Origin of the sequence: Candidatus Pelagibacter ubique HTCC1062, from assembly GCF_000012345.1 — a bacterium.
GTDB classification, from domain to species: Bacteria; Pseudomonadota; Alphaproteobacteria; order Pelagibacterales; family Pelagibacteraceae; genus Pelagibacter; species Pelagibacter ubiqueversans.
Window position 1 is genome coordinate 158,728 of the sequence record NC_007205.1, and the last position, 20,132, is coordinate 178,859.

Sequence of the window (20,132 nt, forward strand, 5' to 3'; positions counted from 1 at the left end):
CTAACTATCAGATTTATTGAATTTATCTTTTAGTCTTTTAAAAAAACCTTTTTTTTTTGGTTTTTCATTTTCTTCTATAGCTTCATCTAAATTTATTTCTGTAGTTTCTATTAAATTAACTTTTTTTTCATTAATCTTTTTAATAATAGATTGCTCAATAGAATTTTTTGCATCATCACTTTTTTCACTTGTGCTTATAGAAGAGCTTTGATTTATTATATCTTCAATATCTGATGTATCTTTTTTATCTGATATTATGTTTTCTTCAGGTTCCTTTCCAGGTTCTGGCAACTCTCCAAAGCTAGGGGGTAGTACTAATGGTGACTTTTTTTCAACCAAAAATTCGTCACTTCCTTTTTTTTTGCTTCCTCCCAATCCTTCAGCAATTGTGCCACAAGAGTTTAAAAAGAGAATTATTAAAAAAGAAGCTATTAATGGATTAGTTTTTTTCATTTGTTTTTTTATTATTAAAGAAAAGTTCTACTAAAATAAGGCAAAAAACTCCAATGGTAATAAATATGTCAGCTACATTAAAAACAAACCAATGAAAGCCATAAAAATGTAAATCAATAAAATCTGGAACGGCTGTATAAACTATCCTGTCATAAAAGTTCCCAAAAGCGCCACCTGCAATTAAAGCAAAAAAGTAACGCTGAATATTATCATTTTTTAACATCATAAATATAATAGCAATAATGATAAGACCAATTAAGATTGTAATAGAATTATAAATAACACTTCCATCTATAGAAAATAATCCAAAAGCTATTCCTTTGTTCCAGATTAAAAATAAGTTTAAAAAAGGAGTGATATAAATATCAACCGAGGTTTCTACTTCTGCAAGTTTTAAGATATATAGCTTTGTTGTACGATCAAATATAAAAACTACTAATATAATTACTAAATTTAAATAAAAGTTTTTTAAGTTAATTTTGTTCATCAACCTTTTTAGTTAATCTGAATGTCTCTCACATTTAACTTTATTGATCTTCCAACAAACTGGGCATTTATTTCCTTCGGCTTTAATCGTTTTAATAATTATTTCATCAGTGTTTGATTGATGAACTAAAGCAGAGGATGTGATGCATATTTCTGAAAAATCTACATTTTTTGAAATTTCGAATAATGATTTATTTAGATTAATAATTAGACTAGCTTCTAAGCTTGATCCTATTTCTTTGCTAGCTCTTTTTGCTTCAATACTTATATTACAGATATCTCTAATTTTTTTTAACTCTATCCATTTCTTATGCAGTTCTTCATCTTGAAAAGACTCTGGATATTTCATGAATTGTTCAAGATGAATACTTTTTTGCTCTTTGTTTATCAGGGTAAAAATTTCTTCGGTTGTAAATGAAAGTATTGGTGCAAACCATTTAACCAAAGATTCTAAAATAATATTTAAAACTACTATACTACTCTTTCTTCTATCAGAATTTTTTGAGTCACAATATAAAGCGTCTTTCCTAATATCAAAATAAAATGAAGATAGGTCTACTGTGCAAAAATTTAAAAGCTCTTTATAAAGATTGTGAAAATCATAAGATTTAAAATAATTTTTAAAATTATTATTTAGCTCATACACTCTATGAAGCATATATCTCTCTAGCTCTGGCAATTGTTTAATGTCTAGACTTTCCAAATCAATTTTTTGGAAATCATCATTTAAGTTACCTAGCAAATATCTAAATGTATTTCTAATTTTTCTATATGAATCAGCGTGTTGTTCTAAAATAGAATAATCAATTCTTAAATCCTCAGCATAATTAGATGATGCAACCCATATTCTTAAAATATCTGCACCATACTTTTTTAAAATATCCTCAGGTGCAATTACGTTTCCTACAGATTTTGACATTTTCAGACCTTTGCCATCCACAACAAATCCATGTGATAATATCGATTCATAAGGCGCTCTCCCTCTTGTTCCACAAGATTCTAAAAGTGACGAATGGAACCATCCTCTATGCTGATCTGAGCCTTCTAAATACATTGATGCTGGCCATTGAAGATCTTCTCTTTTTTCCAAAACAAATGCATGAGTGCAACCGCTATCAAACCAAACTTCAACAATATCACTTATTTTTTCGTAATCTTCTGCTTTATATTTATCCCCTAAAAATCTTTGAGGACTGTCAGAAAACCAACAATCAGAACCTTCTTTTTCATAAATGCTCGCAATATTCTCATTTACATTATCATCTACTAAAATTTCTTTAGTAGTTTTATGAACAAATATTGGAAGTGGAACTCCCCAAACTCTTTGTCTTGAAACACACCAATCTGGCCTTGTTTCAATCATTGCTTTTATTCTTTCTCTGCCTTTGTCTGGATAAAATTTAGTATCATCAAGAGCTTTTAACGCTTTTTTTCTCAAGCCATGACTTTCCATTGAAATAAACCATTGCGGAGTTGCTCTATGAACAAGAGGTGCTTTTGATCTCCATGAATGTGGATATGAATGAACTAGCTCTCCATTAGATAATAATTTTTTTTGTTCTTTTAATTTTTCAATAACAATTGGATTAGCTTTAAAAATATGAGTTCCCTCAAATAAAGGAAGGTTTTTAGTGTATTTACCATCACCATCTACTGTCTCTATGGCTTTTATCCCATACTTTAAACAAAGATTAAAATCATCAGGACCATGACTGGGTGCACAATGAACAATACCTGTTCCCTGTTCTGTTGTAACAAATCTTGCTTCAAGCATTGGTATATCATAATCATAACCTAGCTCTAAGAAAGGGTGACTACAAATTGTATCTTTAAAATCCTTACCCTTAAATTTTTTTATTTCTTTATAACTTTTGATTTCACAATCTTTGATTACAGATTCTAGTAGAGCTTCCGCAACAACTATTTTTTTATTCTTAAAATCTCCTTCATCACCTAATTCAATTATTAAATAATCTAAGGCTTCATTATAAGCTAGAGCTTTGTTTGCAGGTATAGTCCATGGTGTGGTTGTCCATATAATAACATCTGTATTTTCTAATTCTTTTATATTTGTTTTCTTAACTGGGAATGCTGTATAAATTGTATCTGATTTATGATCTTGATACTCAACCTCAGCATCTGCTAAAGCTGTTTTTTCTACAGTTGACCAAAGAACAGGTTTAAAACCTCTATAAAGACTTCCTTCTTTTAAAAATTTTCCTAATTCTCTTACGATTTGAGCTTCTGCTTCAAAGCTCATTGTTGCGTAATGATTTTCCCAATCTCCAACAACACCTAATCGTTTAAATTGTGTTTTGTGAACTTCAATCCATTTTTCAGCAAACTCTCTACACTCTTTTCTAAATTCTGTTATTGGAACTTCATTTTTATTTTTTTTATTTTTTTTATATTGCTCTTCGATTTTCCACTCAATCGGTAAACCATGACAATCCCATCCTGGAACATATACAGAATCTTTACCATCCATTTGGTGAAATTTAACAATGATATCTTTCAAAATCTTATTTAAAGCAGTGCCCATGTGAATATTACCATTCGCATATGGTGGGCCATCGTGAAGTATGAACTTCTCTTTTCCCTTATTAGATTTTCTCAACTCCTTATAAAGGTCAATCTTTTTCCAATATTCTAAAATTTCAGGTTCTTTGTTCTGTAAATTTGCTTTCATGGAGAAAGCTGTTTTAGGTAAATTTATATTTTCTTTGCTCATGTTAACTTTTTTTAGCGACTTTTAAGTCACTTTGAATTTGTTTTTTTAATTGATCAACGTTTTTGAATTTTTTCTCTTTTCTTATAAATTTTGTGAACTCTACTGATAAATACTTATTATAAAGATTTCCAGAAAAATTAAAAATATGAACTTCTAATAAAATTTTTTTTTGATTAAAAGTTGGTCTATAACCAAGATTAGCAATAGCTTTTAGTGATTTATTGGAGTTTTTTTGTTTTACTTTAACGGCATACACTCCAGGCATTGCAATCACATAATCTTTAATATCAATATTGCAGGTTGGAAAACCAATTTTTTTTCCTTGCTGTCTTCCCTTTTGAACAATTCCTTCAATTGACCAATTTCGACTTAATAACTTATTAGTTTTCTTCAACTGTCCTTTTTCTAGAAGAGAGCGGATATATGTTGAAGAGATAACTTTTTTATTTAAAATTAGTGGTTGTGGTTTTACTATTTTGTAATGATATCTTCCTTCATTTTTTATTAACTGCCTAACATCTCCCTCTCTTTTGTTGCCAAATCTAAAGTTATTGCTAACAAATATGTATTGAGCTTCTAATTTTTTTGATAAAATTTCTTTAATAAAAAAATCAGACTTAATTGCAGAAAATTTTTTATCAAATTTTTTAGTAATTATAAAATCGACCCCTAAATGATCTAAAATTATTTTTTTTTGATTTATATTTGAAATTCTAAAGTTTTTAAAATTTTTATTAAAAAACATTTTAGGCATTGGCTCAAATGTTAAAACACCAATTTTTAGGTTAAATTTTTTTTTATAAGTATTTGCTAATTTAAATAATTTTTGATGACCTAAATGAACGCCATCAAAATTTCCAATCAAGATAATTGATTTTTTATGATTGTTTGAAATATTAAAATCTTTATACAGCTTCATATTTTACCATTTTAATTCTGTTTGAATAAAGTTTACAACAACTTCATATTTTTTTGAAATTACATCGATTCCTTCTTTTTTAATTTCATCTTTATGAACACCATTTGATATAATTAATGAATTAAAATTTAAAAGATTAGCTCCCTTAATATCTGTATTTAAATTATCACCAATAGATAAAACTCTTTTTCCTTCATTATTAATTGCTTGATTATAAACTTCAGGAAAAGGTTTTCCAAAATAAATAACCTCTCCACCCATTTTTTCAAAAACAAGAGCTACAGACCCTGCACATAATTCTCTTTTTTCACCTCTATCAACAATTAAATCTGGATTAGTGCATATCATTTTCTTATCCATATGATCATTGAATAACTCTTTATAATATTTTAAATCCTCACCTTGCTCTTCAAATAATCCTGTACAGAGTAAGTATGAGCTTTCTTTAATGTTATTAGTCTTATTTTTTTTAAAATCTAAAAATAAATCAAAATCTCTTGGTGGTCCCACATGGTAAAACTTTTCTTCTAGAGAATTTTTTTTTAAATAATTCAGTGCCGCTTCTCCTGAGGAATAAACTTTTTCTCTAATTTCTTTATTCATCCCCATTTTTTCTAAAAAATTGTTTACTATTTTATTAGGTCTTGGCGCATTAGTTAAAAGAACATAGTCTTTGTTTGCTTTGGTAATTTCTTCTAAGGCTTCGATTGCATTTTTATGAAGAGTTATCCCATTATGAACAACACCCCATAAATCGATATAAAAAATATCATAATTCTCTACAATCGACCTTAATCCATCCTTATCTAAATTCTTAGTCATTATGGGAGGTATAACTTATAAAAAACACAATTTCTCTGGTTTTTTGCCTTACATATTTTTTTTAACATCTCTTGAAATAGTAAACCTAATAGCTATATGAGTCGCATAATAAAAGGAGAATTTATGAAATTTAAACCGTTACACGATAGAGTTTTAATAGAAGTTTTAGACAGTAGTGAAAAAACTGCTGGAGGAATAATTATCCCCGATACAGCTCAAGAAAAGCCTCAAGAAGGTAAAGTTATTGCTGTTGGTGGTGGTGCAAAAACTGAAGATGGAAAACTAATTCCAATGGATGTGAAAGTTGGAGACAAAGTTCTTTTTGGCAAATGGTCAGGAACTGAAATCAAAATAGATGGCAAAGAATACAGCATAATGAAAGAGTCTGACATTATGGGTATTTCTGGCAAATAATTTAATTTAAAGGAGAAAATAAAATGGCAAAAGTTGTAAAATTCGACTCTGAAGCAAGAGCAGCAATGATAAGAGGTGTTGATATCCTTGCTAACACAGTAAAAGTTACTCTTGGACCAAAAGGTAGAAATGTTGTTATCGACAAATCTTATGGTGCACCAAGAATTACTAAAGATGGTGTTTCTGTTGCAAAAGAAATTGATCTTGAAGATAAATTTGAAAACATGGGTGCTCAAATGGTTAAGGAAGTTGCTAGCAAAACAAATGAGGAAGCTGGTGATGGAACAACTACAGCAACTATTTTAGCACAAGCAATTGTTAAAGAAGGTGTAAAATATGTAACAGCTGGCATGAACCCTATGGATGTCAAAAGAGGAATAGATGCAGCAGTAGAACATGTTAAAGCGAGCTTAATTGCTTCAGCAAAAAAAGTTAAAGATACTGATGAGATTGCTCAAGTTGGAACTATTTCAGCTAATGGTGATAAAGAAATTGGTAACATGATTGCAAAAGCTATGCAAAAAGTTGGCAATGAAGGTGTTATCACTGTTGAAGAAGCTAAGGGAGTAGAAACTGAGTTAGACGTTGTTGAAGGTATGCAGTTTGATAGAGGTTATTTATCACCATACTTTATTACTAACGCTGATAAAATGACTACAGAGTTAGAAAACCCTTTCATCTTATTGCATGAAAAGAAATTAACTAACTTACAACCAATGGTTCCACTTTTAGAAGCTGTTGTACAAGCTGGTAGACCACTAATGATTATTTCTGAAGATGTTGAGGGCGAAGCTCTTGCAACTCTTGTAGTAAATAAACTTAGAGGTGGTTTAAAAGTTGTTGCAGTTAAAGCTCCAGGTTTTGGTGATAGAAGAAAATCAATGCTTGATGATATTGCAATTTTAACAGGCGGTCAGGTTATCTCTGAAGATATTGGTGTTAAACTTGAAAACGTTAAACTTACTGATCTTGGATCTTGTAAGAGAGTTAAAGTTGATAAAGATAACAGCACAATCATTAGCGGCAATGGTAAGAAATCTGAAATTGAAGCTAGATGTGCTCAAATCAAACAACAAGTAGGTGAAACAACTTCTGACTATGATAGAGAAAAACTTCAAGAAAGACTGGCAAAACTTGCTGGTGGAGTTGCTGTAATCAAAGTTGGTGGTGCAACTGAAGTAGAAGTTAAAGAAAGAAAAGATAGAGTTGAAGATGCTCTTAATGCAACTAGAGCTGCTGCTGAAGAAGGAATAGTAGTTGGTGGTGGTTGTGCTCTTTTATACGCTTCACAAAGTCTTGACACACTTAAAGTTAAAGGAGACGATCAAAAAGCTGGCGTTGCATTAGTTGCTAAAGCTTTACAGGCTCCTATTAGACAAATAACTTTAAATGCTGGAGTTGATGGTTCAGTTGTAGTTGGAAAACTACTTGAACAAAATAAAAAGAATATGGGTTACGATGCTCAGAACGAAGAATACGTTGATATGTTTGCGAAAGGTATCATCGATCCTGTTAAAGTTGTAAGAACAGCTTTGCAAGATGCAGCTTCGATTGCTGGATTACTTGTAACTACTGAAGCCATGATTGCTGACAAACCAGACGACAAAGATTCTGGTGCTGGTGGAATGTCTGGTGGAATGCCTGGTGGAATGGGCGGCATGGGTGGCATGGGCGGAATGGGCATGTAATCCCAATCTTTTCAAAAAGAAATTCAAAGGCCATCTTTTTAGGTGGCCTTTTTTTTTATTAAGCTGTTATAAGATTAAGATATGTCAAAAAGATACAGTGGAAAATCATTTAAAGATTCAAGTACTGCTAAAAAACCAAAATTAAGCCTGAAAGAAAAAAGAAAAAATAAAAAAGAGAAATCTAAAAAATCTTAGACTTTAGCTCTTTTTTGACTGTGTTTTTTGAAGGTAAAGCTTTTAGGTCTATCACTTCTGCTTTTAAACTTCTTCTTTCCATCAAAACTAGAGTTTTTTTTCTCTTCACTAGTTGATGAACTTTCAGATGTTTTTTTTCCAAAGTATTTTGGATTATTTGTGAATCCTGTTGGTTTCGAGTTATCCTTTTTTGTAAAACTAGATTTTCCTTTGTACCCGAAACTTTTTTTCTCTCCATCTCTTGATGATCGATCAGGTCTTCCATAACTAGAGGGTTTTGATTTATCTCCAAAACTAGATTTTCCTTTGTACCCGAAACTTTTTTTCTCTCCATCTCTTGATGATCGATCAGGTCTTCCATAACTAGAGGGTTTTGATTTATCTCCAAAACTAGATTTTCCTTTGTACCCGAAACTTTTTTTCTCTCCATCTCTTGATGATCGATCAGGTCTTCCATAACTAGAGGGTTTTGATTTATCTCCAAAACTAGATTTTCCTTTGTACCCGAAACTTTTTTTCTCTCCATCTCTTGATGATCGATCAGGTCTTCCTTTACCGAATGATTTTTTTTCATCTCTGAATTTTCTTTTTTTATTGTAAGGAGCTTTTCCTCTTTTTCCTCCTCTTGAGTCTCCTCTTGCGCCACGAGGTGCAGGTTTAAAGTTTGGATCAATTAATTTACTAATTTCATTCCACATCGATCTATCATCTGGGGTAAGAAAAGTTAAAGCAGAACCTTCTGTTCCTGCTCTAGCAGTTCTTCCAATTCTGTGGACGTAATCTTCTGGTACTTGTGGAAGATCAAAATTAATTACATGTTGAATTAAAGGAATATCTAAACCTCTTGCAGCAACATCTGTTGCAATTAATATTCTCTTAAGGCCTTTTCTAAATGAGGTAATTACACGATCTCTTTTACTTTGACGAAGATCTCCATGAATAGCATCCGCTGAATGACCCTCTTCTTTAAGACGCTTAACCATTTTATCAGCACCTCTTTTAGTTTTAACAAAAACTAATATTGATCCTTTTCTTGCTATAAATTGGTCTACTAGTTGATCGTATTTATTCTCTTTAAAAACTTGAAGAGTTTCTTGTTTAATTTTTGCAATAGGTACTGATGTTGACCCTGTTGAAATTCTTTGAGGCTCATTTAGATATCTCTCAGAAATTCTAACAATATTCTGAGGTAGTGTTGCAGAAAATAATAAAGTTTGATGATCTTTTGGAACAAATTTTAAAATTAATTCTATTTGAGGGGTAAAACCCATATCTAACATTCTGTCAGTTTCATCTAGTACTAGGTATTTAGTGGCTGATAGATTTAAACTTTTTCTTTTTAAGTGGTCATTAATTCTTCCAGGAGTTCCAACTATTATTCTTGATCTATTACCTAGTTGTCTAAGTTGTTTTTGCATTGCCTCTCCACCAATAAGTAAGGCAGTTTTAATGTTAATTTTATCACTAATAATGCTTTTAATTGCAGCCATTACTTGAGTTGCAAGCTCTCTAGTTGGACACATAACTAATGCAAATGCATTTTTATCTAATATTAATTTATTTATTAGAGGAATGCTGAATGCCAATGTTTTTCCAGTTCCTGTTTGAGCTGTTCCTAAAATATCTTTTCCCTCTAAAGCAACAGGAATTGCCATCGCCTGAATTGGAGTCGGTTTCGTAAACTTCATTTTTTCCAATGAATTCTTTAACGAATCTTCTATTTTTAGTAATTTAAAGTTTTCCATTTAGGTATTTAGATTTTTTAAAATTTAAGGAGATATGCTCTTAATCCTTTAATACGTCTAATTTATATAGGGATATCTATACGTTTTTATAACAATCACAAGAAGTGAATTTTTAGAATAATTAATTTAAGTAAGTAAATATTGATTTTTTTTAAGTTTTCAATTGACTCAATTAATGTATAAGAGCGTCAAATTATGAGTAACAATATTCGAAACATCACAATTATCGCTCACGTTGACCATGGTAAAACAACTATGATTGACAATCTAATGAAGCAAAGTGGTTCATTTAGAGAAAATGAAGTTGTAGATGAAAGATTGATGGACTCTGGGGAGTTGGAAAAAGAAAGAGGAATTACTATTCTAGCTAAACCTGCTTCTATTGATTGGCAAGGTACTAGAGTTAATATTATTGATACACCAGGTCACAGAGATTTTGCAGCTGAAGTAGAACGTGTTTTAAGTATGGCTGATGGTGCTTTATTATTAATTGATTCTGCTGAAGGTGTAATGCCACAAACAAAATTCGTGTTAGCAAAAGCTCTTAAGCAAGGTTTAAAGCCCATTGTTGTAATTAACAAACTGGATAAAGCTGATCAAAGAGCTAATGAAGTTTTAGATGAAACATTTGACTTATTTGTAAGTTTAGATGCAAACGAAGAACAGTTAGATTTTCCAGTTATGTATGCAAGTGGCAGATCTGGATGGGCAGATAAAGAAGTAGATGGACCAAGAGAAAATTTACACCCATTATTAGATTTAATTATAGAACATGTTAAGCCAGCAGATCTTGATAAAACTAAACCTTTCGCAATGCTATCTACTTTATTATACGCAGATAGTTTCTTAGGTAGAAGTTTAGTTGGAAAAATATCTCAAGGAACAGCAAAAGCTAACCAAGCTATTAAAGCAATAAATCTTAAAGGTGAGAAAGTTGATGAAGGTAGATTAACTAAAATTTTTAGATACGAAGGAACTAAAAAAGTACCCATTGAAGTTGGTGAAGCAGGAGATATTGTTGTAATTGCAGGTTTAGAAAAAGCTAATGTAGCAGATACAATTTGTGATCTTGAAGTAAACGATCCACTTCCAGCAACTCCAATAGATCCTCCAACAATGTCTATTACTATAAGTGTGAATAGTTCACCTTTAGCTGGGACAGAAGGTAAAAAATTAACAAGTACTCAAATCAGAGATAGACTGGTTACTGAAGCACAAAATAATGTTGGAATTTCTTTTTCTCAAAATGCAAACGTAGATGCTTTTGTAATTAGTGGTCGTGGTGAGCTAATGCTTGAAATTCTACTGACACAAATGAGACGTGAAGGTTTTGAAATGACTGTAAGTCCTCCAAAAGTTTTGTACCAAAAAGATGATAATGGTAACAGACTAGAACCAATTGAAGAGATTACTGTTGATGTAGATGAAGAGTTTTCATCAAAGATTATTGACTCAATGAATAGAAGAAAAGGTAAATTACTTGATCTTAAAGATACAGGAAAAGATAAAAAAAGATTAATCTTTCATGCACCAACAAGAGGCTTGATGGGATACACAAGTAGATTTTTAACTTTAACAAAAGGAACTGGTGTAATTAATAGAATCTTCCATGGTTATGGAAAATTTGAAGGTGAAATGGATGGCAGAAAAAATGGTGCTTTAATTTCAATGGCAAACGGAAAAGCTGTTGCATTTGCAATATTTAACTTGCAGGCAAGAGGTGAAATGTTTGTAACTCATAATGATCCCGTTTATGAAGGAATGATTGTCGGATTAGCCCCAAAACCAGGTGATATGATTATTAATGTCATGAAAGGTAAGCAGTTAACGAATATGAGAACTCAAGGAACTGATGAAAATGTTGTACTTACACCAGTAAGACAAATGTCAATTGCTGAACAATTAAGTATGCTAAATACTGATGAAGCTTTGGAGATTACTCCAAAATCTCTTAGATTAAGAAAAGCTATTCTAAATCCTAATGACAGAAAAAAGAATGAGAAATCTGGAACGCCTCTTTAATTAAAAGTTTTTCCAACAAGATATAATCCTAAAGCAACCGAAGGTCCTATTCCAAAAGCAAATAATAAAGTTCCAATTCCAACTGTTCCACCTAAATACCACCCAATAGACATCACTGTTATTTCAAGAAAAGCTCTTACAGTTGCAATGGGTAAGTTAGTTTTTTTTTGTAAACCAACCATTAGTCCATCTCTTGGTCCTGCACCTAGGTTTGCAACAAGATAAATCCCCCCACCAAGACCAACCGTAAGTACAGCAATTGTTGCTAAAATTAATTGATTTAAATAATTTTCGGGGGTTGGTATAAATTTTATGCAGACATCGATCATTAAACCAATAATTATTGCATTTAAAATTGTTCCAATTCCAGGTTTTTGTTTAAGTGGCAACCAAAGAAACAAAACTCCAATACTAATTAATACTGTTATTATTCCAATTGAAAGATCAACATTCAATGCAATACCTTGTGCAAGAATAGACCAAGGGGAAGCCCCCGCAAAAGAAACTATTAATAATCCCTCACCTAGACCAAATAAAACTAATCCAAGACACAAAAAAAAGAAAGTTGAAATTTTTGGTTTAAGATTTAATGGTTTTTCAGAACTCCAATATACTTTAGGAATATCTTTAATTTTCAAGAACATATTTTCAATAAATTACTTCTTTTAAAACTAAAGTCTATTATTGTTACTCCTTTATGAAAAAATTTTTTATTATAATATTTTTCTTAGCATATTCACTCAGCTCTAATGCTCATATGGCGCATTATAATAAATTTAATAAAATTGAAATGGAGATTTTAAAAGATGGTGAAGTTATTGGTTATAATTATTATTTTTTTAAAAAGGATGGAGATAAGACAATAGTTACAAATCAAATTAAATTTACAGTGAAATTATTTGGTGCAACAATTTTTGAAGTTGAAGGGTTTGGAGAAGAAAAGTATGTTAAAGATCAATTAATTTCTTTTAATTCTAAAACACTTCAAAATGATAAAAAAAAATATGTAAATTTAGAATTTAATAAACAAACAAATAAATTTGATATTCAGGGTTCTTCCTATAGTGGTATAGCATCAATAAATAACGTAGTTGGAAACTGGTGGAGCCATAAAATTTTACAAACTGATAGTCAAATTAGTCCAATATCAGGTAGCATCAAAGAACAAGTAGTAACCTTTGTTGCTAAAGAAAAAATCGAACTCTACGGTAAAACTTATGACGTGGATCATTTTAAATTAACCTCAAAAGACATGTCTTTACCAAAAGATAAAAGACTTAATTTTGATATATGGTTTGATAAAAAAAATTCATTAATTTTAAAGGTTGCTTATTCTAGATTAGGAAATTGGGAATATAAGGTTAAAAAGTTTGAATAAAACTATTTATTTATTTTATTAAAAAGATCTTGAGCACTTATCCATCCCGACTCTAGTCTAGGTCCAACAAACCAATCCGCACAAACTCCTAGGTTTAAGGAAGAATTCCAATAACTTTTAATTCTCAAAGGTTTTGAGTTAGATGAATATTTCCAGCCATGGTTTAATGAAAATAAAACTTTGGTTTTTTTGATACCTGTAAGTTTAAAAAACTGCTCAATCATAATCTTTGTGTTTAATTTTTTATTTTCTCGATTTTTATCAATTTTTTTATTTGCCCATGAGTAAGTGCTCTGCAAAGTCCAAAGATCATTTTTACTTTTAAATCTCATTTTACTATTTTCGTTGCCAGCCCAACCTAAAATTTTATCATTAAAAAAATAACTGCTAACATTAAGTTTACTTTTTTTTGTTGCCATCATGACTGTTATATTTGCATCCATTTTTATTTTTTGATTAATAAATGAATGTTTAATATATTTTTTTGAAAGTTTTTTTAATTGAGGAAATGGACAGGTTAATATCAATGATTTATATAATTTTTTTGACCCATCAGAAAAATATATTTCCCAAACTTTATTTTTATTAAAAATTTTAATTACTTCACTATTAAAATTGCAGTTGATATCTTTTAATAGATATTTGCTGATTGCGTTGTTACCTTTTTTTCCAATTATTTTAGTATGTTTTTTGTCTTCTTGCTTATCAGTATTTAAAAATAAATGTTTTCCTGGCCATTTCTTAACAATTTTTTTTAAAATTAAACTTTTTATAAATTTTTTAAATTGAATACTTTTTGGTGAAATATACTGAACACCATGATCAAAGCTTTCATTCTTATTAAGCTTTTTATTAGACGATCTTCCCCCAACTCCTCTCGCTTTGTCATAAACATCTAATGAATATTTTTTATTAAGAATATTGGCAATTGTTGCGCCAGAAATACCTGAGCCAATAATACAGAAATCCTTCATTTACCCGCAACTACCATGCCTTCTATTAACATCGTAGGAGCATTGGTAGAATATTTAAACTCAAGATCATCAGCCAAAGTAATGTTTTTGAATATATCTTTAAAATTTCCAGCAATAGTTATTTCACTTACTGGATATTTAAATACTCCATTTTCAACCATAAACCCAGTGGCACCCACAGAATAATCTCCTGTAACTAAATTGCTTCCATGACCGATTGTTTCTGTAATATATAAAGTTCTTTGATTTAATTTTAATAAGTCTTTGTAAGAAATGGAACCTTTTTCAAAATATAAATTACTTGTTCCACCACTTCTACCATTTGACTTAAGATTTAATTTTTTTCCATTATAGGTATCTACTAAATAATGTTTTAAAACACCTTGATCTACCAACTTTAATTCATCAGTTTTCACTCCTTCAGAGTCAAAATACCTTGACCCTAATCCTTTAACTATATTAGGTTTATCAAAAATATTTATTGAAGAGGTAAATATTTCCTCATTAATTTTATCTTTTAAAAAAGATGTGCCTCTTGCAATTGAGGAAGCAGATATTGCACTTGCAAATGTACTCAATATTCCTTTTGAAATTCTTCTATCAAAGACAATACTAATTTTTTCACTTTCTATTTTTCTTGGATCTAATTTTTGTAGTGTTTTTTTTGCTGCCATTTCACCAATTTGACTAGGTTTTAACATATCATTTAAATGACAAGTGCTGGTAAATTCATAATCTCTTTCCATTTTATTATTAGAATCTTTTGCTACAGCCACACATGATGCTGAAAAAGAAGAGGATTTATAACCATTTAAAAAACCATCACTGCTAGCTAATATAAAATTTGATTTTGACTCAGAGAAACCAGTTTCTGTATTAATAATTTCTTTTTTTTGAAATGCAGCCTCTTCTACTTCTTTTAAATATTCAATTTTTTCATCATTCTCTATATGGTCATCATCATATAAATTTAGATCATTAATTTTATTAGCCAGTAAGTCTTTATCTGGTAATGAATTATATTCATCCTCTGGAGTAATTTTTGTTGTCTCAATACATCTTTCAACCAATATCTTGATATTTTCTTCAGTAAGATTTGAAGAAGAAATACTTGATTTTTTTTTGCCGATATAAGTTGTAAGACTAACCCCTAGGCTATCTGACCGATCAGATTCGTCTAATTTTTTATTTCTAAAATTTACTGTTTCTGAGATGGAGTGCATCACAGCAGCAGTTGAGTCTGTTGCTCCAAGTTTTTTTGCTAAATCTATACAAAAAGAAGCTGTCTTTTTTAAATAATCTTGATCTTTAACCATATGATTTATAATTGCGTTCCACCAACAGTCATTTTATCAATTAAGATCGATGGTTGTGCCACACCTACTGGAACACCTTGCCCTGCTTTTCCACAAGTTCCAATACCTGGGTCAAGCATCATGTTGTTGCCAACCAATGAAACCTCCTTTAAAATTGAAGGTCCATCACCAATTAATGTTGCACCTTTAATAGGTGATCCAATTTTACCATTAATAATTTCATAAGCTTCTGTACAGTTAAATACAAATTTTCCTGAAGTAATATCTACTTGCCCACCACCAAAACTTACTGCAAATATTCCTTTATCAACTGATTTAATCATCTCTTCTTGAGAATATTTTCCATTTAACATCATGGTATTTCTCATTCTTGGTAGAACAACATGCTTGTAGCTTTCTCGTCTTCCACTACCTGTTGATCTTGTGTTCATCAATCTAGCATTTAGTCGATCTTGCATAAAATTTTTTAATATACCATTTTCTATTAAGACAGTTTTTTCAGTAGGTGTCCCTTCATCATCTATTGTTAAACTTCCTCTTCTATTATGAAGAGTTCCATCATCAACTATAGTAACACCCTCACTAGCAACTCTTTGACCCATTAAATTATGGAAAGCAGATGTTTTTTTTCTGTTAAAGTCACCTTCAAGACCATGCCCTATAGCTTCATGAATTAGTATTGCTGGCCAGCCCGATCCTAAAACAACTTTCATTTCTCCTGCTGGTGCAGGTTTACTTTCAAGATTTACTGAAGCAATTCTAAATGCTTCATCACATACTTTTTTCCAATTATCATCTTTAAGATATTCATCATAAGATTGTCTTCCACCAATTCCATAAACTCCTGTTTCTTTTTTTCCATCTTTCTCAAGCATGACTGAAACATTAAAACGAATTAAAGGCCTAACATCTGTTAACACTTCACCTCCAGATCTTATAATTTCTATAGATTTATGCTCACCTGCAAAACTAGCAGTGACTTGTTTTACCATTCCACCTTTAGCTCTTGTATAGTTATTAACTTCTTTTAAAAGATCCAATTTAGATTGTAGTGATTTTTCTTCTATCGGATTCACATCTTTATAAAATTTTTCATTAGTTTGTGGAATTTCATGATTGTAAATACCTTTTTGAGATTTTAATGTTGAGCTTAGATTGCTAGCTGATTGTTTTAATGATTTTTTTGAAATTTCATTTGAATGAGAATATGCTACTACTTCACCAGTAACCGCTCTTAAACCGTATCCTAGATCAGAACTATAACTAGAACTCTTTATTTTATCATCATCAAGTACAATAGATTCGCTTTTAGAGTTTTCTAAGTAAAGCTCACCATCATCACAACTATTTAATGTTTCTGATATAATGCTCTCAGCATCTTTTCTTGATAAATCTGTTTTAGTAAAAAAATCATTCATACATAACAAGTAATAGTTATAATTATTTTTTCAATTGTCGTATTTCGCACATATACAATCTATCGGATTCTATATAATTTTAGGAATAAATTAAAAAAAAGGACAATATAATGAAAAAATTTGATGAATTAATGAACGTTTCTAGCGAGATAAAAAATATTTCAGTTGATGAAGCCAAAGAAAAACTAAATGACCCAAATGTTCAATTTATAGACGTAAGAGATAAAAATAGTTTTGAGTCAGAAACTATTGGTAATGCTGTAAATTTAGAAAGAGGCTTATTAGAGTTTTATTTAGCTGATGGTAGTCCTTTAGAAAATGAAATGTTTAAGAAAAATCCTGACAAAGAATATATAGTTTTTTGCGGTCTTGGAGGTCAAAGCACACTTGCAACAAAAACTATGCAGGACATGGGAATAAAAAATGTGAAAAATATGACTGGTGGAATGACAGCTTGGAAAGATAAAAAATAGATTGTGAAAGTTTATTTTAATAATTCATGTAAAATTTGCCGTGCTGAGATAAATTTGTATAAAAAACAAAATATTAAAGACATAGAATGGGTGGATATTACAAATAATAAATCTGCAGAAATAGAAACTCAAAGAAATGCTAAAAACCTTTTGCGTAGACTTCATATTAAAGATGGGGAGAAAGTAATTGGAGGGGCAGAAGCTTTTTTATTAGTGTGGAAAAAAATTCCTAAATATAAGTTTCTTTATAGCTTTTTTAAAACTCCTATAATTTTTACTTTATTTTCATTTTTTTATGAGATTATTGCTTTCTTTTTATTTTTAAAAAATAAAAAACAACTTTTAAAATAAGTTTTTAATGTTGAGATGAGGTACTGAATAAAATATATTTTAATTATGAAAGTTTTTATACTATTCGTATTTATATTTAGTTTTGTTTCTTCTGCTCAGTCATCTCAGAAAGTTATTTTAAATAATCTTTTTGACCAACTTCAAATTATTGATAATTCAAAAAGTGCTGCTCTATTGGAGCAAAAAATTTGGTCTGTTTGGAATGAACATCCTAGTGATTTTAAATTAACTGAAAAGTTAGAGTTTGGAACAGAGTTAATGCAATATGGTGATTATAATTATGCATTAAAAGTTTTTAGTAATATCTTGGAGAATGACCCTAAATGGTCTGAAGCCTGGAATAAAAGAGCAACTGTATATTTTTTAATGAGTCAGTTTAAAAATTCATTAAATGATATTGATAAAGTTTTAGATATAGAGCCTAGACACTTTGGGGCTTTATCAGGACAAGCAAGAATTTTCATAAAACTTCAAGAATATGAAAAAGCTATTAAGAGTATTGAAAGCGCATTAGAATTCTATCCATCATTTAAAAGTCGTGAGCTAATACCTGAAATTGAAAGATTGATTAAGGAAGATAGTATCTAATTTAATCTTTTTTAGCTCTTTTTCTTGAAATTAACTGTGTTAACGAGTCAACCATTAGATCAGATGCTTTAAATATTTCATTTGATTTGAATTCATGAGATAAATTTTTTTCAGGATCTGATTTATCTTCAATGACTATCCCTTCATCAGGAGAATTATTTTTTATATAAATTAATAGCAGCCACTCTTCATCAGGTGCTTCATCCCATTTGATAAAGATCTCACCAGTTTCAAATCTTTGATCAATGCATCTAAAAATAGACATGTGTCTAGTGATGTGCCGTTTATTTAGTTGAAAAACTAAACTACTGGCACTTCTGTAAAAGCTTTCAAGAGAAAGTTCAATTTTCTGCCTCGCAACTTTATAATCTTTCTCTTTTTGAAGTAAAGTATCTCTATCCTCATCACCTTGGATTTTTACTCCTAAAGCTTCTACTCTCTCTCTAATTTTTTGGTCTCTTATGATTCTATATTTATCTTTTAGTTTCTCTATCCTTGCTTGAAGACCAGCATAATCATCTCTTTTTTCTTTTAATGAAATCTTTTCAAGTTTTTCTAATTCTTTAATCTCTCTTATTCTAAATTTTTCTATCTGTTTTTCTAATTGTAATTGTTTTAAAAACTGTTTTTGCCTTTCAGCATGTTCAATTCTAAGTAGTGCTTGCTCCTTACGTAAAAATAATTTTATGTCTCTTGCTCTTTCCTTTTCAAGTTTAATTTCTTCTTTTAATGCTTTTTCTTTAAGTTTAGTTTGCTCCTGTTCTTCTTTTACTTTTTGTTTTTGAATTTGTAATTTTTCTTGTTCTTTCTTTTCAATTTCTTCAAGTTGTCTTCTTCTTTTTTCTTCAGCCTTTAAGGTTTTGTATTCAGATATTCTATTGGCAATATTATCAAAAAAAGCTTGAATATATCTTTCTAAACTAAAATTAATTTTGAAGTTAAATTCTGGCTTTAAAGAATTTTGAAGCTCAACTACTCTTGATATTAAGGTTGCTTTTTTTTTAGAGTAAGTTTTTTGTTTTTTCTTATTTGTTTTGGTATTTTTGCTTATCTTTTTCTTATTATAAATATTTTTTTTAATTTTTAAATTTTTTTTCTGCTTTTTATTTGTAGTTTTTTTAACCTTCTTTTTTGCTAAAGGTTTTTTTTTAGCTAAATTTTTTTTTATTTTTTTCATACTTTAAGAAAATTAGATTTATCAATTAATTACTAATAAATATAGTCTCTTGTTTCTATATTATTGAAAATCTTATTTAATCTATCTTTAACGAATCTATTGTGAAATTAAGCTTACCAAGATCTTCTACAAGTTGTTTTTTATCTTTTTTGTTTAAAAGACTAACCGGTGGTATAACATTTTTGTAACAATCATCTTGATCTGACATAAAAGAATGTAATCCTGATATTAAATTGTATTGGTCAAAAGTACCCCTAACTTTGCCTAGTATCTCATTTACCGTTTGTTGTTTTTTTTCGTTAAAATCATCGTAAACTTTTCTAGATAAATTAGCAGTTACATTGCAAGTTGCTGTAATAATACCATCACATCCAAGCTCAAGACCCTTTAGGAGTTTTAGTTCTGATCCCGGCATAACAGAGAAATTATCAATCTTTAAATTTTCATATAGGTTATAGGAGCTATCTTTGACACCAACTATTTGTTTTGGAAATTTCTTAACAAGCTCCTTAACACACTCAACGCTAAATTTGTAGCCACACAACTTTTCAAAATTATATAAAATAATCTTACTGTCTGGCACAGCTTCAACTACTTTTGAGTAAAATTCTATTACCTCACTATCACCATACTTATAATAAGCTGGTGGCATTATTAAAAAATCACTAAAGTTTAAAGAGTTAGCCACTTTCATTAAATTTATAGTTTCATTTAAGGAATTTAGCCCAGTTCCAATTAAGTATTTTTCTTTATATTTGCTATTCGATAATTCATTTAAGAGGCTAATTTTTTCACTTATAGATATAAGTTGTGCTTGCCCAGTGCTTCCAAAAATAGCAACACCGTGACAACCTTGATCTATTATTCTTTCTGCATGATTTATAGTCTTGGCTATATTTAGACTTAAATCATCATTAAAAACTGACATTCCAGCTGCGTAAATACCTTTAATTTTTTTCATATTAATTCCTATAATGATTAC

19 protein-coding genes are annotated in these 20,132 nt (G+C 29.9%); 7 read left to right on the forward strand and 12 right to left on the reverse strand.

Annotated elements, in window-relative coordinates:
• Genes SAR11_RS00785 through SAR11_RS00805 form a run of 5 tightly spaced genes read right to left on the reverse strand, consistent with a single transcriptional unit; the run spans position 1 to position 5,411 of the window.
• Positions 1-453, reverse strand: a complete 453-nt coding sequence (locus tag SAR11_RS00785) for a DUF3035 domain-containing protein (RefSeq protein WP_018413569.1) — start codon at positions 451-453, stop codon at positions 1-3.
• Entirely contained in the window at positions 440-940 is a 501-nt protein-coding gene (gene lspA, locus SAR11_RS00790; RefSeq protein WP_011281507.1) for a signal peptidase II, read from the reverse strand. Before lspA ends, SAR11_RS00785 begins: the two co-directional genes overlap by 14 nt.
• A gap of 12 nt (positions 941-952) precedes the next feature.
• Positions 953-3,670, reverse strand: coding sequence for an isoleucine--tRNA ligase (ileS, locus tag SAR11_RS00795; protein ID WP_006997752.1), 2,718 nt, complete (start codon positions 3,668-3,670; stop codon positions 953-955).
• 1 nt (position 3,671) lies between these two features.
• Complete coding sequence (gene ribF, locus SAR11_RS00800; protein ID WP_011281508.1) at positions 3,672-4,589, reverse strand: riboflavin biosynthesis protein RibF; 918 nt, start codon at positions 4,587-4,589, stop codon at positions 3,672-3,674.
• A 3-nt stretch (positions 4,590-4,592) separates the two neighbouring features.
• Positions 4,593-5,411: a TIGR01459 family HAD-type hydrolase gene (locus SAR11_RS00805; protein WP_011281509.1), complete on the reverse strand. Its 819-nt coding sequence runs from the start codon at positions 5,409-5,411 to the stop codon at positions 4,593-4,595.
• A 123-nt stretch (positions 5,412-5,534) separates the two neighbouring features.
• Here SAR11_RS00805 and groES point away from each other — a divergent pair, with 123 nt between their 5' ends.
• Complete coding sequence (gene groES, locus SAR11_RS00810) at positions 5,535-5,825, forward strand: co-chaperone GroES (RefSeq protein ID WP_006997749.1); 291 nt, start codon at positions 5,535-5,537, stop codon at positions 5,823-5,825.
• A 23-nt stretch (positions 5,826-5,848) separates the two neighbouring features.
• On the forward strand, positions 5,849-7,513 hold the full coding sequence (groL, locus tag SAR11_RS00815) for a chaperonin GroEL (RefSeq protein ID WP_011281510.1): 1,665 nt from the start codon (positions 5,849-5,851) through the stop codon (positions 7,511-7,513).
• 191 nt (positions 7,514-7,704) lie between these two features.
• On the opposite strand, the gene SAR11_RS00820 is transcribed toward groL, so the two are convergent.
• Positions 7,705-9,453, reverse strand: coding sequence for a DEAD/DEAH box helicase (locus SAR11_RS00820; RefSeq protein ID WP_011281511.1), 1,749 nt, complete (start codon positions 9,451-9,453; stop codon positions 7,705-7,707).
• Positions 9,454-9,648: 195 nt separating this feature from the next.
• Between SAR11_RS00820 and typA the strand changes: the two genes are divergently transcribed.
• The gene (gene typA / locus SAR11_RS00825) at positions 9,649-11,475 is read left to right on the forward strand and encodes a translational GTPase TypA (RefSeq protein ID WP_011281512.1); all 1,827 of its coding nucleotides are present in this window, start codon (positions 9,649-9,651) and stop codon (positions 11,473-11,475) included.
• Here typA and SAR11_RS00830 read toward each other — a convergent pair.
• Positions 11,472-12,119, reverse strand: a complete 648-nt coding sequence (locus SAR11_RS00830; RefSeq protein ID WP_011281513.1) for a YczE/YyaS/YitT family protein — start codon at positions 12,117-12,119, stop codon at positions 11,472-11,474. The two genes, typA and SAR11_RS00830, sit on opposite strands and share 4 nt — an antisense overlap.
• 53 nt (positions 12,120-12,172) lie before the next feature.
• Between SAR11_RS00830 and SAR11_RS00835 the strand changes: the two genes are divergently transcribed.
• The gene (locus SAR11_RS00835) at positions 12,173-12,853 is read left to right on the forward strand and encodes a DUF6134 family protein (protein ID WP_011281514.1); all 681 of its coding nucleotides are present in this window, start codon (positions 12,173-12,175) and stop codon (positions 12,851-12,853) included.
• 2 nt (positions 12,854-12,855) lie between these two features.
• On the opposite strand, the gene SAR11_RS00840 is transcribed toward SAR11_RS00835, so the two are convergent.
• From SAR11_RS00840 to tldD, 3 genes are read right to left on the reverse strand one after another with little or no spacing between them, the layout of a single operon-like run.
• Positions 12,856-13,827 carry an NAD(P)/FAD-dependent oxidoreductase gene (locus SAR11_RS00840; protein ID WP_011281515.1) on the reverse strand — a complete coding sequence of 324 codons (972 nt, stop codon included), beginning with the start codon at positions 13,825-13,827 and terminating at the stop codon, positions 12,856-12,858.
• Positions 13,824-15,143 carry a TldD/PmbA family protein gene (locus tag SAR11_RS00845; RefSeq protein WP_011281516.1) on the reverse strand — a complete coding sequence of 440 codons (1,320 nt, stop codon included), beginning with the start codon at positions 15,141-15,143 and terminating at the stop codon, positions 13,824-13,826. The genes SAR11_RS00840 and SAR11_RS00845 overlap by 4 nt, the downstream gene beginning before the upstream one ends.
• A 5-nt stretch (positions 15,144-15,148) precedes the next feature.
• Positions 15,149-16,561, reverse strand: coding sequence for a metalloprotease TldD (gene tldD / locus SAR11_RS00850; protein WP_011281517.1), 1,413 nt, complete (start codon positions 16,559-16,561; stop codon positions 15,149-15,151).
• 110 nt (positions 16,562-16,671) lie between these two features.
• On the opposite strand from tldD, the gene SAR11_RS00855 reads away from it, so the two are divergent.
• Genes SAR11_RS00855 through SAR11_RS00865 form a run of 3 tightly spaced genes read left to right on the forward strand, consistent with a single transcriptional unit; the run spans position 16,672 to position 17,973 of the window.
• The gene (locus SAR11_RS00855; RefSeq protein WP_011281518.1) at positions 16,672-17,034 is read left to right on the forward strand and encodes a rhodanese-like domain-containing protein; all 363 of its coding nucleotides are present in this window, start codon (positions 16,672-16,674) and stop codon (positions 17,032-17,034) included.
• Between the two features lie 3 nt (positions 17,035-17,037).
• A complete protein-coding gene (locus SAR11_RS00860; protein WP_006997738.1) occupies positions 17,038-17,385 on the forward strand; it encodes a thiol-disulfide oxidoreductase DCC family protein in 348 nt (115 codons plus the stop codon).
• Positions 17,386-17,430: 45 nt separating this feature from the next.
• Positions 17,431-17,973: a tetratricopeptide repeat protein gene (locus SAR11_RS00865; protein WP_011281519.1), complete on the forward strand. Its 543-nt coding sequence runs from the start codon at positions 17,431-17,433 to the stop codon at positions 17,971-17,973.
• Between the two features lies 1 nt (position 17,974).
• On the opposite strand, the gene SAR11_RS00870 is transcribed toward SAR11_RS00865, so the two are convergent.
• Positions 17,975-19,150 carry a hypothetical protein gene (locus tag SAR11_RS00870; RefSeq protein WP_011281520.1) on the reverse strand — a complete coding sequence of 392 codons (1,176 nt, stop codon included), beginning with the start codon at positions 19,148-19,150 and terminating at the stop codon, positions 17,975-17,977.
• Between the two features lie 76 nt (positions 19,151-19,226).
• The gene (locus SAR11_RS00875; RefSeq protein WP_011281521.1) at positions 19,227-20,111 is read right to left on the reverse strand and encodes a dihydrodipicolinate synthase family protein; all 885 of its coding nucleotides are present in this window, start codon (positions 20,109-20,111) and stop codon (positions 19,227-19,229) included.
• Positions 20,112-20,132 lie beyond the last annotated feature (21 nt).